11 protein-coding genes and 1 pseudogene are annotated in these 14949 nt (G+C 44.7%); 10 read left to right on the top strand and 2 right to left on the bottom strand.

Annotated features, from left to right (window positions below; all coding sequences use genetic code 11):
- Window positions 1-17: 17 nt before the first annotated feature.
- Together AC1DLM_RS26245 and AC1DLM_RS26240 are read right to left on the bottom strand one after the other, a co-directional pair.
- Window positions 18-1868, bottom strand: a complete 1851-nt coding sequence (locus AC1DLM_RS26245; protein WP_477571621.1) for an ABC transporter ATP-binding protein — start codon at window positions 1866-1868, stop codon at window positions 18-20.
- On the bottom strand, window positions 1852-3600 hold the full coding sequence (locus tag AC1DLM_RS26240) for an ABC transporter ATP-binding protein (protein WP_477571620.1): 1749 nt from the start codon (window positions 3598-3600) through the stop codon (window positions 1852-1854). Before AC1DLM_RS26240 ends, AC1DLM_RS26245 begins: the two co-directional genes overlap by 17 nt.
- Window positions 3601-4049: 449 nt before the next feature.
- Between AC1DLM_RS26240 and AC1DLM_RS26235 the strand changes: the two genes are divergently transcribed.
- The 10 genes and pseudogenes from AC1DLM_RS26235 to AC1DLM_RS26190 form a co-directional block, all read left to right on the top strand.
- Window positions 4050-5378: an ABC transporter substrate-binding protein gene (locus tag AC1DLM_RS26235; RefSeq protein ID WP_477571619.1), complete on the top strand. Its 1329-nt coding sequence runs from the start codon at window positions 4050-4052 to the stop codon at window positions 5376-5378.
- Window positions 5379-5450: 72 nt separating this feature from the next.
- A complete protein-coding gene (locus AC1DLM_RS26230) occupies window positions 5451-6347 on the top strand; it encodes a carbohydrate ABC transporter permease (protein WP_477571618.1) in 897 nt (298 codons plus the stop codon).
- Between the two features lie 6 nt (window positions 6348-6353).
- The gene (locus AC1DLM_RS26225) at window positions 6354-7184 is read left to right on the top strand and encodes a carbohydrate ABC transporter permease (protein ID WP_477571617.1); all 831 of its coding nucleotides are present in this window, start codon (window positions 6354-6356) and stop codon (window positions 7182-7184) included.
- Window positions 7185-7224: 40 nt separating this feature from the next.
- Complete coding sequence (locus AC1DLM_RS26220; protein ID WP_477571616.1) at window positions 7225-8271, top strand: glycoside hydrolase family 43 protein; 1047 nt, start codon at window positions 7225-7227, stop codon at window positions 8269-8271.
- Window positions 8272-9003: 732 nt separating this feature from the next.
- Entirely contained in the window at window positions 9004-10158 is a 1155-nt protein-coding gene (locus tag AC1DLM_RS26215; protein ID WP_477571615.1) for an extracellular solute-binding protein, read from the top strand.
- Window positions 10100-11944, top strand: coding sequence for a sensor histidine kinase (locus tag AC1DLM_RS26210; protein ID WP_477571614.1), 1845 nt, complete (start codon window positions 10100-10102; stop codon window positions 11942-11944). Before AC1DLM_RS26215 ends, AC1DLM_RS26210 begins: the two co-directional genes overlap by 59 nt.
- Window positions 11937-13562: a response regulator gene (locus tag AC1DLM_RS26205; RefSeq protein WP_477571613.1), complete on the top strand. Its 1626-nt coding sequence runs from the start codon at window positions 11937-11939 to the stop codon at window positions 13560-13562. Before AC1DLM_RS26210 ends, AC1DLM_RS26205 begins: the two co-directional genes overlap by 8 nt.
- 224 nt (window positions 13563-13786) lie before the next feature.
- Window positions 13787-13939: pseudogene (locus AC1DLM_RS26200) on the top strand (YdeI/OmpD-associated family protein); the annotation flags it as partial.
- A gap of 86 nt (window positions 13940-14025) precedes the next feature.
- Window positions 14026-14376 carry a hypothetical protein gene (locus AC1DLM_RS26195; protein WP_056621408.1) on the top strand — a complete coding sequence of 117 codons (351 nt, stop codon included), beginning with the start codon at window positions 14026-14028 and terminating at the stop codon, window positions 14374-14376.
- 129 nt (window positions 14377-14505) lie between these two features.
- Window positions 14506-14949, top strand: a 444-nt coding sequence (locus tag AC1DLM_RS26190; RefSeq protein ID WP_477571612.1) for an SRPBCC family protein, incomplete at its 3' end; no start/stop codon positions are given.

Here is a 14949-nt window from a genome sequence, read left to right as displayed (position 1 = left end):
CAGCCTTTTCATGCTGATTATTCTGACGTAGGGGTAGATTGAACGAATTGATTAGAAAACATCCGGGAATACGTTCMCTTTTGACTCATTAATGTGTTGTGATTGCCTTGCTCGGCGATTATACCTTGATCGATAACCATAATCGTATCCGCATTCCGAATCGTATTCAGTCGGTGAGCAATAATGAAGCTCGTACGCCCATTCATGATGGAGAGGAGTGCTTCCTGAATATGAAGCTCTGTTCGCGTATCAATGCTGCTCGTTGCCTCATCCAGGATAAGAATAGAAGGGTCGGCGAGAATAACACGAGCTATCGCAAGCAACTGCCGCTGGCCTTGACTTAAGTTTCCGCCATTTTCAGAGAGCGGCGTATCATAGCGCTTAGGCAGTCGACTAATGAAGGTGTCGGCATTTGCCAGTTTAGCAGCTGCGATCACGTCCGCATCCGTTGCTTCAGGGTTGCCGTATTTGATGTTTTCTTTAATCGTGCCGGAGAATAAATACGTATCCTGCAGCACAATGCCAAAACTACGGCGAAGACTGCTGCGGGTATAGGATTTGATATCCCTACCATCGATCAAGATCGTACCGCTTGTCGAATCATAGAAGCGAGTTACAAGATTCACGATTGTCGTTTTGCCCGCACCTGTGGGTCCTACCAGAGCTAGGCTGCTGCCTGCCGCTGTCTCGAAGCTGACCTCTTTAATAATCGGTCTATCCGGCCGATAACCAAAGGTTACATTTTCAAAGGTAACGTGACCAATCGGTTTCTCCAGATCTACGGCTCCTGGTTCATCCTCAGCCTCTTCCGCTTCATCCAACACTTCAAATGCACGTTCTGCTCCTGCTACACCGGATTGCAGCACATTATAAGTGTTCGCAATCTCATTGAGTGGTCTTACGAATTGGCGCGAATAGCTTAGGAAGCTCGCAATGACACCGACAGTAATATGACCTTTGACGGCCAAAATACCGCCGACGATGGCAACGGAAGAGAAGCCGACATTGTTGATGACACCAAGGATAGGCATCAGAAAACCAGACCAGATTTGCGCTTTTAGTCCAACCTCATACAATCGACCATTTACGTTGTTGAACTCCTGGATTGCTTTCTGCTCACGATTGAATGCTTTAACGACAAGGAGGCCGGAGATCGTTTCTTCAATATGACCGTTCAACTTGCCAAGCTGTGCCTGTTGCTCTTTGAATAACACGCTAGTACGTTTGGTAATTGTTTTGGCCAGCAAGAACACAAGTGGAACCGTAATGAGCGTAGCTAGCGTCAGGGTTGGACTTAAAATAAGCATCATGATAAAAGAACCAACTATAGCAATAGATCCTGTCATCAATTGTGTAGTTGCTTGCGAGATGGAGTTGCTTACATTGTCGATATCGTTCGATAGTCGGCTCATGACATCGCCATGGCTGCGTCCGTCAAAATAAGCAAGGGGCAGCTTCTGCAGCTTTGCAAACATCGTTTGGCGAAGTCTCCGCACGACACGTTGTGCCAGCCCAGCCATAACCCAGCTTTGCATAAAGGTAAGTCCGCCATCAGCAATGTAAGTGGCAATCAGAACAATCATCACCACGTCGAGAACGCTATAATCTACTACGCCTCCGGCCATGGTATCAACGGCGACACCAATGAGATAGGGCCCAGCTAAGGTTAGAGCAGCATCTGCTAGAATAAACAGGAAGACGATGGTCAACCACTTTCGTTCTGTACCCATATAGGACCAGAGGCGGCGCATGGTATTTTTAAAATTTTTGGGCTTCACAGCAGGAGCACGCCCTCCGCGACCCAGTGGTCCGGTGATCATCGGTACGTCAGGTGCTTGTTGTCGCGAACTATCATTCGGCTTTGACATGATGTGGCAGCTCCTTTCCGAATTGGGAGTGACATATTTCCATATAGATACGGCAACTGGTCATTAGCATCTCATGTGTGCCGATGCCCACGATTTCACCATCGTCCATAACGACGATCTTATCTGCATCCATGACGGAAGAAATTCGCTGTGCAATAATCAAACAAGTCACGCCTGAGGCAAATTCCTTGAGCGATTGTTTGATTTTCGTCTCAGTTGCAGTATCTAATGCACTTGTGCAATCATCGAGTATCAGAATGTCAGGTTTACGAATTAGTGCGCGAGCGATGGATAACCGCTGTTTCTGTCCACCGGACAAGTTCACACCCTTTTGACCCAGCCTCGTTTCATAGCCTTCAGGAAATGCTGCAACGAAGCCATGTGCTTCTGCCATAATTGCAGCTTGTTCAACTTCTTCATGTGTAGCATGCTCATGGCCCCAACGCAAATTCTCTTCAATCGTGCCGCTAAAAAGAATGGTGTTCTGAGGTACGATTGCAATGCGATCTCGCAGCTTGGAAGGCTCCAATTCGCGTATATCCACACCGTCAACACGGATCGAGCCTGAACTCGCATCATAGAAGCGGGGGACGAGACTCACAAGGCTGCTTTTACCAGACCCCGTGGAGCCGATGATACCAATTGTTTCTCCTGGGAGGCATGTCAAGTTGATCTGTTTCAAAATAGGTTCACCAACAGCTCCATCATAGGAAAATGATACATCCGTGAATTCGATTCGGCCTCGAGGACGCTGAGCAGGCAGGGCAGCGGTATCGTTCCATGTCATTTCATTGATTTGACTGAAAACTTCACCGATCCGTGTAGCGGAGGCTTTGGCCCGAACGAACATATTAAATACCATCGAAATCGTCAGCAAGGCAAACAAAATTTGCGTCATATAATTGACGAACGCTACGATATGACCAACTTGCATCTGATGTTGATTAACCCGCCAGGCACCTAGCCAAAGCACGGCAACAATGCCAAAATTGACTGTCAGTAGGATGGAGGGGTTAAAAATCGCAAGCAGTCTTGTCACCTGAATCGACTTGTCCTGATAATCGATATTGGCTTTCTGAAACTTCCCGGCTTCATGATCAAACCGATTAAATGCTTTCACAACACGTATGCCGGACAAATATTCTCTTATCACGCGGTTGACGTTGTCCAGTGCTTTTTGCACATTAACGTACCTAGCAAAACCCACCTTCAAATTCAATGCCACGAGCACACCAACGAGCGGTACCACAATAAGTAAGACAACAGCCAGATGCATATTCAGCCTTATTGCCATAATTAAACTACCAATACATAAGATAGGTGCTTTCACAAAAATGCGCATGAGACCATTCACAAAATTTTGCACCAGCGTCACATCATTCGTTAATCGTGTAATTAAGGAGGCGCGCTCGAATCGCTCGATATTGGTGAAAGAAAGCGATTGTATCTTTTCAAATAAATCCGCTCTAAGTTCTGTGCCGAATTTCTGGGAAACATGGCTGGCGACAATATTCCGAGTAGAAGCAGCGACGGCTCCGAACGCCGTGATGAGCAGCATCAAACCACCCATGCGCAGCACATAATCAAGCCGTTTCTCCGCAACGCCAACGTCCAGAATGTGGGACATAATTGTTGGTTGCATTAAATCCGCAAGCGCTTCCAGCATGACGAAAAACACAGCCACTAGAAACAATTTCCAGTGCTTCCTGATATATTTCTTCATAAAATTCATTGGTGCACACGCTCCTCTTTCCGCAGTCCATAGTCATCCTTAGTTACTAGCAATTTTATAACGGAAGCTATTTCACGTGCAATATAAGGATGTAAACAATCCAAGGATCATTGAGACAGATACCTGAAAATATGTCCAATGGTTCATGAATATCGTCATGGCAACGTTTTCTTGGAAACCGTATAGTTAAATTGTAGTTAACATAAGCGAGTGAAGGAGGGCGCAGATCGGAATTGGCTAGTGGAGGAACCTAAAGATGAAGGTACGGGGATGGCAAGCAAAGGAAAGAGCGATCTAAGGTCCATTGGCGTGGGAACTCCTTAGAATCGCTCTCGGTAGTGAGAATGAATTTCGATTGAAATTCACAGCTCACTACAATTTTGACACAAATTCAGCTGGATAAGCAAGTACAAATTGTGTGTTTAAAATTGAAGGGAGTTAAAACGACGATGGGAAAAATGAAAAGCTTACAGATGATGGGTGCAGCAAGTTTATCGATGGCATTGGTGTTGACAGGATGTTCGTCTACCAAAACGGCAGAAACTTCACCGGCAGCGGTTTCCCCAGCAGCAACACAAGCCGCAGCCGCAACGAAAGCCCCAGAGCCAGCGAAAAGCGGTGAGAAAGTTACCGTTAACTTCTGGAATCCGTTCTCTGGTAATGACGGTCCATTTATGAAGAAAATCGTGGATAACTATAATAAATCGCAAGATAAATATACGGTGAAAATGACGATCCAACCGAGTGGTGACTACTATAAGCTGCTTGATACAGCGATTGCTACGAAAAAAGGTGTACCTGATGTAGCGATCATGCATCTTGACCAAACACCTACGTACATTGCTAAGGATCAGCTCCAACCTGTTGATGCGATTGCGAAAGCTGTTGGTGTAGAGAAGAGTAACTTCCCACCAGCCACAGTGGAATACTCCACAAAGGATAATAACTGGTACAGCATTCCGCTAGATATTCATCCGTTAGTGATGTATTACAACAAGGATTTGTTCAAAGCTGCTGGTATTACGAAGGTACCAACGAATCGTCAAGAGTTCGTTGATGCTGCGCAAAAACTGACGGATGCTTCCAAAGGAATATGGGGGGCAGCGATGCCAACCTTCTGGATCCAAAACTTCTTGTTCCCAACAATTTTGTTCCAAAATGGCGGGGATTTCTTAGATGATAAAGGCAACATCGCCTACAACTCACCAGCAGGTGTAGAAGCGGTTACCTTTATGAGAAGTTTAACAACGATGAAGGTATCACCTCCAACCGTTGCGGCTGATGGCGATTTCAACTTGTTCCAACAAGGAAAAAGCGCGATGCACTTTAATGGTCCATGGTCGAAAGATGCCTTTGATAAAGCGAAAATTAATTATGGTGTAGCTCCGGTTCCACAGTTAGGAACAGTAAAACAAGCCGTATTCGGCGGTTCCCATAACTTCGTAATTCCTAAAGCTACAACCGATGCCAATATCCTAGCTGGTGTTGGTGATTTCTTGAAATATGTGAATGCAAATTCCATTGATTGGGCGGAGTCTGGTCAAGCGGTTGCATCCAAAGTAGTTCGCGATAGCGCAGCTTTCCAAGCGATGACTCAGCAACAAACCGAAGTAGCGAAGGAATTTGAGTATGTGAAATTTGCGCCAAAAGTATTAAATTGGGGTCCGATTTCAGACAGTATCTGGAGCGAGCTTGCGAACGCCCTTCAAGGTAAAAAAGATCCAAAAGCTGCGCTAGATGATGCAGCAGCCAAATCGACTGCAGCCATGAAGAAGTAACTATAGCGAAACATCATGGAAAGGCGGGTACCCAGTACCCGTCTTCCCTTTTAAAGAAGAGGAGGGAATCAAGTGCCTACCCCATCACATTGGAAATCCAAGCTGACATCAAGCTTATTCATATTACCTTATCTTATTGCCTTCTTAGCCTTTACGCTGATCCCCATCATTTACGGGTTCATCATTAGCTTGAAGCAGTACAACCTGCTAGATCCTGTGCATCCGTTCGTGGGCTTTGACAATTACCGGAACATATTTACGAGCGGAACCCAAGAAAATGACTTATTTTTCATCGGAATGAAAGCAACCTTGAAATTCGTCGTGTTTTCAGTTCCTTTTTTAGTCATAGTGGGACTAGGATTTGCCTTATTGTTGAATGCACTTCCAGCGAGATTACGATCCTTCTTCCGTTCGATCTATTTCATCCCCTATGCGGTATCTGCTACGGTCATGGCGGTTATTTGGAAGCGGATGTTCGACGTCACAGGCGGATTCATCAATCTACTCCTTGCAAAAGTTGGGATTCGTGAGTTCGATCCGGTTCCTTGGCTGTTGGATACGCCTTTCGTGTGGTTTGCGTTAGTAATCGCTACACTTTGGTGGACGATCGGCTTCAACATGATTATCTTCGTTAATGCACTAAATGGTGTCCCTGAGGATCTCTATGAAGCTGCCAAAATTGACGGTGCCAACGGTTGGGACAGACTGAAGAGTATAACACTACCATTTATCAGACCCGTCTTGATTTTTGTATTGATTACTTCGACGATTGCTTCGTACAACATCTTTGCGCAGCCGAATTTGATGAGTAATGCAGGGGATGAGACGAAGGTGCTATTGATGGGGATTTTGCAAACAGCTTACACGGCTAGAGAAATCGGTTCAGCATCTGCAATGGCGATTCTTATGGGCTTAACGATCATGATTGTGTCTGTTATTCAATTCAAAGTCACGAGCAGGAAGGAGTAGAGGACGTTGAAATCACTGAAAATCTTTTATGTACTGCTTGCTTCCATACTAGGGATCATTTTCATTTTGCCGATATTATGGATGTTTTCCAATTCGTTCAAGACGGACGTAGAGGTCATGTCACCTGTATTTCATTTATTTCCAGAAGAGTTTACGTGGGACAATTTCCATACCATTTTTGTTGGCGGTGATGTGGAGGTTCCGATCTTCCGTTGGATGTTTAACTCCTTTTTCGTAGGATATGCTGCGACATTCCTAGTCATTATATTGGATGCGATGGCTGCCTACGCGTTAGCGAAGTTAGATATTCCTTTTAAAAGAATGCTTTTCGCCTTATTCGTTGGATCGATGATGGTGCCGGGCATTATTTCCTTTCTTCCTCAATATCTGAATTTCAGTAATTTCAATCTGATTAATACGTATTATGTGCTCATTTTGCCATACTCAGGTGGGGCGCTCGGCGTGTTTATGTTAATTCAATTTTTCCAATCGTTTCCAAATGAGATTATTGAAGCAGCACGGATTGACGGGGCCAATAAATGGCAAGTATTTACGTCTGTATTGATGCCATCGTCCATTTCTATTGTAACAACGTTAGCGATTTTCACATTTATGGGTGTATTCAATGATTATGTCTGGCCATTCTTTACAGTAACGGATCTCGAAATGCGTACGTTAACGGCTGGTGTAGCGGTTATGGCGACAGGAAGTTTCGTGCAATCCTATGGCAAATTAATGGCACTTGCGACTTTATCTACGGTACCGACGTTGATCATTTTCCTCATTGGTCAAAGACAGTTCATTCAATCGATTACCGCAACAGGGGTTAAGCAATAGTGCAGATATGAGAAGCGAAAAGGTAGAGGTGAGGCTTTTCATGCGGAAATTAGGCATCTTAATATTGAGTACCATGCTTGTAGCAGGTTGTACGAAAGGAGTTGCAGAGAGCACAGTGAAAGAAACTGAAATCGTTGTTTCTAAGGCGAAGGAATCGAATACATTTACCAATCCGATTATGGATAATGGGGCAGATCCATGGGTCACCACGAAAGATGGCACTTACTACTATACGCATACAACGGGGAATTCCATCCGCATTTGGAAATCGAAGACGCTGACGGGGTTGGGAGAGGCTGAGTACAAAGACGTCTGGTTCCCGCCAGTAGCAGGTGCGAATACTTCCAATATTTGGGCGCCTGAATTACATTTTATAGCTGGAAAATGGTACATCTATTATGCCGCTGATGACGGCCAGAATGAGAATCATCGTATGTTTGTCCTCGAATCTGTGACTGACGATCCGCTAGGTGCTTACGTTGATAAAGGGATGATGGACACCGATGGCCGTTGGGCGATTGATGGAACTACGCTGCAGAAGAAGGATGGATCGCTGTATTTCATCTGGTCGGGATGGGAAGGTGCCGTCAATGTAAGTCAGCATCTGTACATTGCGCCAATGAGTAATCCGTACACGATTAGTGGAAAGCCTGTTGAAATCTCACGTCCAACGTATGATTGGGAGCTGGTCGGTAATCCAACGATTAATGAGGGACCGCAGGTCTTACTGCATGGTGATCGCATTCATGTGATCTATTCGGCTAGCGGCAGCTGGACCGATGACTATTGTCTGGGCATCCTGAGTACGGAGATGAGCAGTGATGTGCTGAATCCAGCTTCTTGGAAGAAGGGGGAGAAGGCAGTGTTTTCGAAAACGGATCAAGTATTCGGTCCAGGGCATAACTCATTTGTGAAGTCCGTGGATGGCAAAGAGGACTGGCTCGTGTACCACGCTGCGAAAACCCAAGGTTCAGGCTGGAACCGCAACGTGCGTATGCAGCCTTTCCAATGGAATAAGGATGGTACTCCGAATTTCGGTACGCCGATTGCGGAGGGCGTGCCGATTGCGGTGCCTGGCGGGGAGTAGATTTGGGAGCGAGGAGCGTCGCGCGGGTGGGAGTTCTCGCGAAAGCGAAGGATAGCGCCCCAAAGGGGCGCTAAAGTCGTCGCGCGGCCAAGAATTCGCGAGTGCGCGAGGGGGGCGCCACGCGTAAGTCGATTTTATCGACTTACACGACCCCAAAGGCCGAAATCGCCACGTGTAAGTCGATTTTATCGACTTACACAATCCGAAAGGCCGTGATCGCCACGCGTAAGTCGAATTTATCGACTTACACGACCCGAAAGGCCGAAGTTGCCACGTGTAAGTCGATTTTATCGACTTACATGACCCGAAAGGCCGAAATCGCCACGCGTAAGTCGATTTTATCGACTTACACGAAATGCCGCTACCGCCACACGTGTAGCACGCGGCCACAGGCCACCACTTCAAAGAAGCAGAAACACCCTTTCCGGGCGTTTCTGCTTCTTTTTGTCTAGAAATCCAAAAATATGTCCATGACTAACGGAAATAGGTCATTGGCTTGCCTCCGCTTAAGTTTGTATAATGAAGRCATAGTTTGAAGGCATGGAGGCGATTCATCTGAGCAGAAGACAACGACTAGGTAAGCAAGCAGCAAAAGCGACATGTTTTCTTCTCTTGTTGAGCACGTGCACGGTAGGATGCGATTCGCAGATAGATCCCACGCTGGATGAGCCTACAGCGAGTAAGCTTAGGATTACTTTTTGGACGCCATTTAGTGGTGGAGATGGGCAGTTTATGGCTGAGCTCATTCAGCAATACAATAATGAGAATAAAGATCATGTGAAAATAGAGCAAATTAACAATAATTCAGGTGATTATTATACGAAGTTGTCCACGGCCATTGTGACGGAAGAGGCCCCGGATATCGCCATCGTTCACTCGGCCAAGTACTCGCAGTACGCACCTGCTGGATTCCTGACAGATTTGAATGCGCTAGCCATGGAAGCTGGCGTGCATTGGGATGATTTTAACCCGACGATTCTACAAAGCACGATAGCTGACAATAAGCATCTTGGTATCCCGCTGGATACGCACTTAGAAGTCATGTACTACAACAAGGATTGGCTGAGACTGGCGGGCCTTTTGGACGAGAAAGAAAAGCCGATTATGGCTAGCGGAGAAGCAGGGTACTTAGACTTTCTGGAGAAAATCCGTGCTAGTGTGCCGTCGAATGTGACGCCGTTAGCTGAACCCAATGTAAGGATCGACTCCTTCTGGATCTGGTACTCTTTCTATAATCAAATGAACGAAGATGGCGGACGTTTCTATACCGACGATGGCAAAGCGGCCGCGATTGACAATCCGTCTGCACTAAAATCTTTGGAATTCGTTAATTCGCTATACACGAAGAAGCTCATTTTGCCGAATATCAATGATCAGGTTCAAAGCTTTGCCAAAGGCACGGCAGCGACGTTAATTTCAGGTGTATGGGGAACAGGAACGTTAGAGCAAGTGTCAGATTTACATTTCGGCGTGACCAAAATTCCACAAATCTACGATCATCCTGCGGCATGGGGAGACTCTCATACTTTTTCGCTCCCCTATCATGAAAAACCAGATAAGCAAAAGCAGCTAGCTGCGCTTAAATTCKCGAATTGGGTAGCTGCTCAAGGAGCTAGCTGGGCGAAGGCCGGGCATATTCCGGCAGTGAAGAAAGCTGTCGCTTCCGAGGAGTTTCAAAAGTTGAAATACCGTCCGGACTATGCCAGTGCAGCCGATGATGTGAAATATTTCCCAAATCAACCGCKGCAGGGAACGATTAACGATGAAATTGTGCGTGAGTTTGAGAAGATGATGGCGGGCCAAATCACGCCACAAGAGGTGCTGCAAAATGCGCAAAAGATCATTAACACGAATCTTCAAATCCAGCAAAATACGATTGCAAAATAAGCTGCAGTTGATCAAAGATTTGCCAATTGCGATGAAGTTGATTGTGTTGAGTGCTGTTTTTATCGCGGTACCACTGGGAATTGCCAGTTATTTAACATTTACGAGCTATTCGGAATCCATTCAGAAAAATACAGGGAAATATCAGATGGACGTGGTGAAGGAACTGACTGCTAATATCGATACGTATTTAAATGAGCTTAATCTGTTAACGTTATTACCATATCAATCTCCGCAAATCATGAAGTATTTGGAGTTTGGTGAGCAGACGAGTGCTAATCTCTCCTTTAATGATCGTGTAACGATTGAGGATTTTGCGAAGCGAGTATTTGCYAATGGGCRTGTGGATATTTCTGGGCTGACCCTATTTCGTACTAGAGGCGGGAATACGTATACTGCGATGTCGGAAGAACAAGCCAACTATATGCCACGCGATGTGAAGAATGAAGTTTGGTACAGCAAGGTTTCACAGACGGGGAAGATGGTATATCTAGGTACTTTTAATAAACAAGGAATGGGTACATTGAATCAAGTGTATTCTTTTGCTAGAAAAATTCGAAGTGTGGATACCGGTGCTGATCTAGCGTACCTCGTTCTTGATGTAGACAAAAATATCATCCGCAATAAGATTGAGGCGATCTCCAATGATAAGAAAAATATCATGATCGTGGATAATGAAGGTTCGATGATTTATAAAAGCATGGTTAGCGGTCCCGATGCGGATCAATTTAAACAATTTAAAGGCATAGGGACTGTCGTCTACAAACAAAATAACGATTCGGAGCTCGTTTCCTACTATACGTCACCCTTAACGKGTTGGACGATGATCGAGATGGTTCCGCTTGCGGTTTTGTTACAAGACACGGTTTATGTGAGGAATTATATTATTGGCATTGGTGCGGTATGTTTGCTGCTAGCGATCATTATTTTCACTTTATTTGCCCTTCGGATCACGAATCCGATCAGTGAATTACGGAATCTCATGAAAAAAGTTGTCGTAGGTGATTTAGCCGTGTCGATTCCGATTCATAGTCGTGATGAGATTGGTCAGCTAAGTCAATCCTTTAATATCATGGTTTCCAAGCTCAGTGATCTAGGTTATCGCTTGTATGAGTCGGAGATCAGAGAGAAAAATGCCCAAATCTCGGCTCTTCAGAGTCAAATTAACCCGCATTTTTTATATAACACATTAGGGTCTATTAGTATGTATGCTGAAATTCAAGGCAATAAAGAAGTTGTGAAAATGACGAATCATCTTAGTAAACTTTTACGTTACAGTATTAATAGTCATCAGAGCCAAGTTCCTCTCCATATGGAAATAGAGCATGTGACGGGCTACATGGCGATTCAACAAATTCGTTTTGAGGATAAAATTAAGTTCCATGTTCGCATAGAACCGGAGTTGCAGAGCAATTCGGTCATTCGTTTTATTTTACAGCCAATCGTGGAGAACGCAATTGTACATGGCATTGACAAAGGAAATGGCTATGGCACGATCAGCCTGATCGGGAAGAAACAGGATAACCATATGTTGATTCAAATTCAAGATGACGGCGCTGGCATGAGTGCTGGGCAATTACAGAGTTTACTTAATCGAAAGTTCCAAATGACGACAACCGAAGAGGGCACGGGCGGTACAGGTTTAATGAATGTACATCGCAGAATTGCCTTGCGTTATGGGAATCAGTATGGTGTCACTATCGAGAGTAATTTGAAGYAAGGAACGACGATTACATTAACGTTACCGCTGATCGAAGGTCATTACGAAGGGAGGATTATCGATGCCTAGTATTTTGATCGTGGACGACGAGACGATATTCCGCAAAGGGATACGTTTGATGATCACGGATATGCAAAGTGAGTGGATTGTCATCGATGAAGCAAGGGATGGGGCAGAAGCGTTAGATAAGATTGAAGAGTTGCAGCCTGACTTGATCATTACGGATATCAAAATGCCTAGAATTGACGGGATTCAGCTCCAATATATTGTGAAAGAGCGGTATCCGCATATTTCTTGTGTGGTGATGAGCGGGTATAACGATTTTCAATATGCGCGTGAATCTTTGCGATTGGGTGCTAAGGATTACCTGATGAAACCTTTTCAGCGGGAAGAGCTCTATGCGTTACTTACGAAACTGCAGGAAGAATGGTTAACTGAAAAAAGACCGAATAAATCGAGTGGTATGGATCAACAAGTTCAGAATGGGATGCGCCAGCACGTGTTGGCGAGTCTTATCACGGGAAATGTCCACCATGGCGAGGCAGAGCTGCTTGATAATGTGGGTATTCAGTTTCCGCATGCTACTATCAGTTGCCTAATTGCCAAGCTGGACCGTGATTCGGTGACGGATGAGCGTTATTATCAGTTGAATCCATCTTTGTTTTCGATCTATATTCAGCAATTTATACAAGAGAGTCTCGATGAGAGCTTCAAAGGTTATGTGTTCATTCATCATGAAACGGAAGTTGTTGCGTTAATTAACCATGAGAATGTTACATCTATTCATGTAGATATGGAAAAGCTGACGAATCGGATTCGGAAGGAAATCCGGGTGCAATCCAATTTTACCCTTACTTTCGGGTTAGGTAGTCCGGCTAAGGACTTGGAATCCATTTCCAAATCCTATAAAGAGGCTGGATTAGCGCTGCTTTATCGTCTAGTTATTGGCGGGGATCGCTTGCTTTCCAACGAGATTGTTGCCGAGATGAAAATGGAAAAGCTCGATTGGCACGCTGCCGATTGGCATTCCTTGAATCAGTTCGTCCAAGAGGGCGACTTGGCAAATGTGCAGCAGCAAGCCAGCCTTTATGTAACCAAGCTTTGTCAGCAGTGGAAGGATCCTGAGATCATTCATCAACAAATTTGCAAAATGCTGCTGCACTTCTACGAGTTGGCCGTGAATTTGGCCATTGTGAAGCAATGGCTGCAGAACACAGATGTGAAGCAGGTGTTGGTGGATATTTACTCGTATTCATCCAGTAAAGAGTTGATTGAGCGGTGTCAGAAGCTTCTTGGTGACCTAACCGTTTGTATCGGGAACCGTCAGAAGAAGATCGTGACAAGCCCCGTAGAAATTGTAGTTCGTTACGTTGAGGAGCATTATGCGGAATCGATTACGTTAAATACGATGGCCGAGATCGTTTATCTCAGTCCGTCCTATCTCAGTTCTTTGTTCAAAAGCAAACAAGGCCAGTCCTTCATAGACTTCCTAACGGAGAAACGGATTGAGAAGGCGAAGTCACTTCTGCTTTATTCCGATGAAAAGATTCAAGTCATCTCGGATTCAACTGGATTTACGAATATTAGACATTTCAATCGTGTGTTCAAAACAATCACAAACCGAACCCCTTCCGAATTCCGTGAGGGGAAAAGTATTGCGGGAATAGAACCGTTCAAGGGTAAGTAAACTTGTACGTTTTTTTCTGTTTACTTTACTGGTATCCGTACCAAATGTATAAGACTGAATAAAATAGTAGGGATATTAGAAAAGTAGTACAATTGAACTTAGCATTACACGATGAACAAGAAAGGTGTTCTTTCATGGTAAGTAGTAGAATGAGTATTTCAGTTGATGAATTTTATGGGAAAGCCAAAAGGTTAAGAAAAATTATTCAGGCGTGTCAACTAAAACCTGCGTTGCAAACAGCTTTCGAAGCGTTGACACCTGGACGGCAAAGAGCCTACTTACTTCATTTTTCGGAACCAAAGCAATCGAAAACCCGGGTTTCCAGAATTGAAAAATATGAGCAGCACATTCTCGAAGGCAAGGGATTGCAAGATTAGCCTGTCACACGGTATTACTTTCCGACATTTTCGCATATGATTCGTTATGAACCGAATAACTTATTGGGCTGGGGAGTGGAAGGCAAATGTCATTTTTTGATAAAGTTAAGCAAGGGGCATCGGAAGCGGCGAAAAAAGCACAACAAACCGTGGAAATAACGAAATTCAAAACGCAAGTTTCATTGAAAGAGAGAGAAATTGATAAAATTTACAAAATTATCGGCGAATCGGTGTACACATCCTATCTATCTGGAGATTACACACAGGTGGAAGCCAATGTTTCGGAGTATTGCCAAGGTATCGCACAAATCAATCAAGAGATTAGTGAGCTTGAGCAGAAAATTGCCGAGGTTCGGAATGAAAAAGAATGCACATGTGGTAAAGTTGTTGCGGCTGACACCAAGTTCTGTTCGTCATGTGGCCATCATTTTGTCTAAGTTGCTGGATAGTAAGGAGATAGAGCAGTCTTCACGGAGAACGTATCTGTGGGAACTGCTTTTATTTTTGGTTGGTCATCATCCTATGCTATGATAGTGAAAAACAGGCAAGTAATGGAGGCATGGAAGATGGGTGAGCTTCTTCAAGATCCGATAGTTAAAGTTGAAATGCTGATTCGAAAGCCTGTTCAAGAGGTGTTTGAAGCTTTTATCGATCCTGAGATGACGTCGAAATTCTGGTTTACTCACGGCACTGGCAAATTAGAGGCTGGATCACACGTGCAATGGCATTGGGCTATGTACGGAGCTACCGCGGATGTCGAAGTCAAAGAAATTGAAGTAAACAAGCGGATTTTGCTGGATTGGGGCACCTTGGTGGAGTGGACCTTTACGGCTCTAGCGGAAAACGAAACTTTCGTGACCATAACAGATTCAGGTTTCAAGGGCAGTTCGGATGAAAAAGTGAAACAGGCACTGAATTCAACTGAAGGATTTACGATCGTTTTATGTGGATTGAAAGCCTATCTGGAACATGGCATCCGCTTGAATCTTGTTTCGGACAAGGCTCCATAC

The sequence above is a fragment of the Paenibacillus sp. 01T442 genome, assembly GCF_056398345.1.
This window is presented reverse-complemented; position numbering and strand designations above follow the sequence as displayed.

What these genes read in the sequence shown, in the direction of transcription:
- AC1DLM_RS26220 (WP_477571616.1), top strand. Translation starts at nt 7,225, where the DNA reads ATGCGGAAATTAGGCATCTTAATATTGAGTACCATGCTTGTAGCAGGT.
- AC1DLM_RS26205 (WP_477571613.1), top strand. Translation starts at nt 11,937, where the DNA reads ATGCCTAGTATTTTGATCGTGGACGACGAGACGATATTCCGCAAAGGG.
- AC1DLM_RS26235 (WP_477571619.1), top strand. Translation starts at nt 4,050, where the DNA reads ATGGGAAAAATGAAAAGCTTACAGATGATGGGTGCAGCAAGTTTATCG.
- AC1DLM_RS26195 (WP_056621408.1), top strand. Translation starts at nt 14,026, where the DNA reads ATGTCATTTTTTGATAAAGTTAAGCAAGGGGCATCGGAAGCGGCGAAA.
- AC1DLM_RS26240 (WP_477571620.1), bottom strand. Translation starts at nt 3,600, where the DNA reads ATGAATTTTATGAAGAAATATATCAGGAAGCACTGGAAATTGTTTCTA.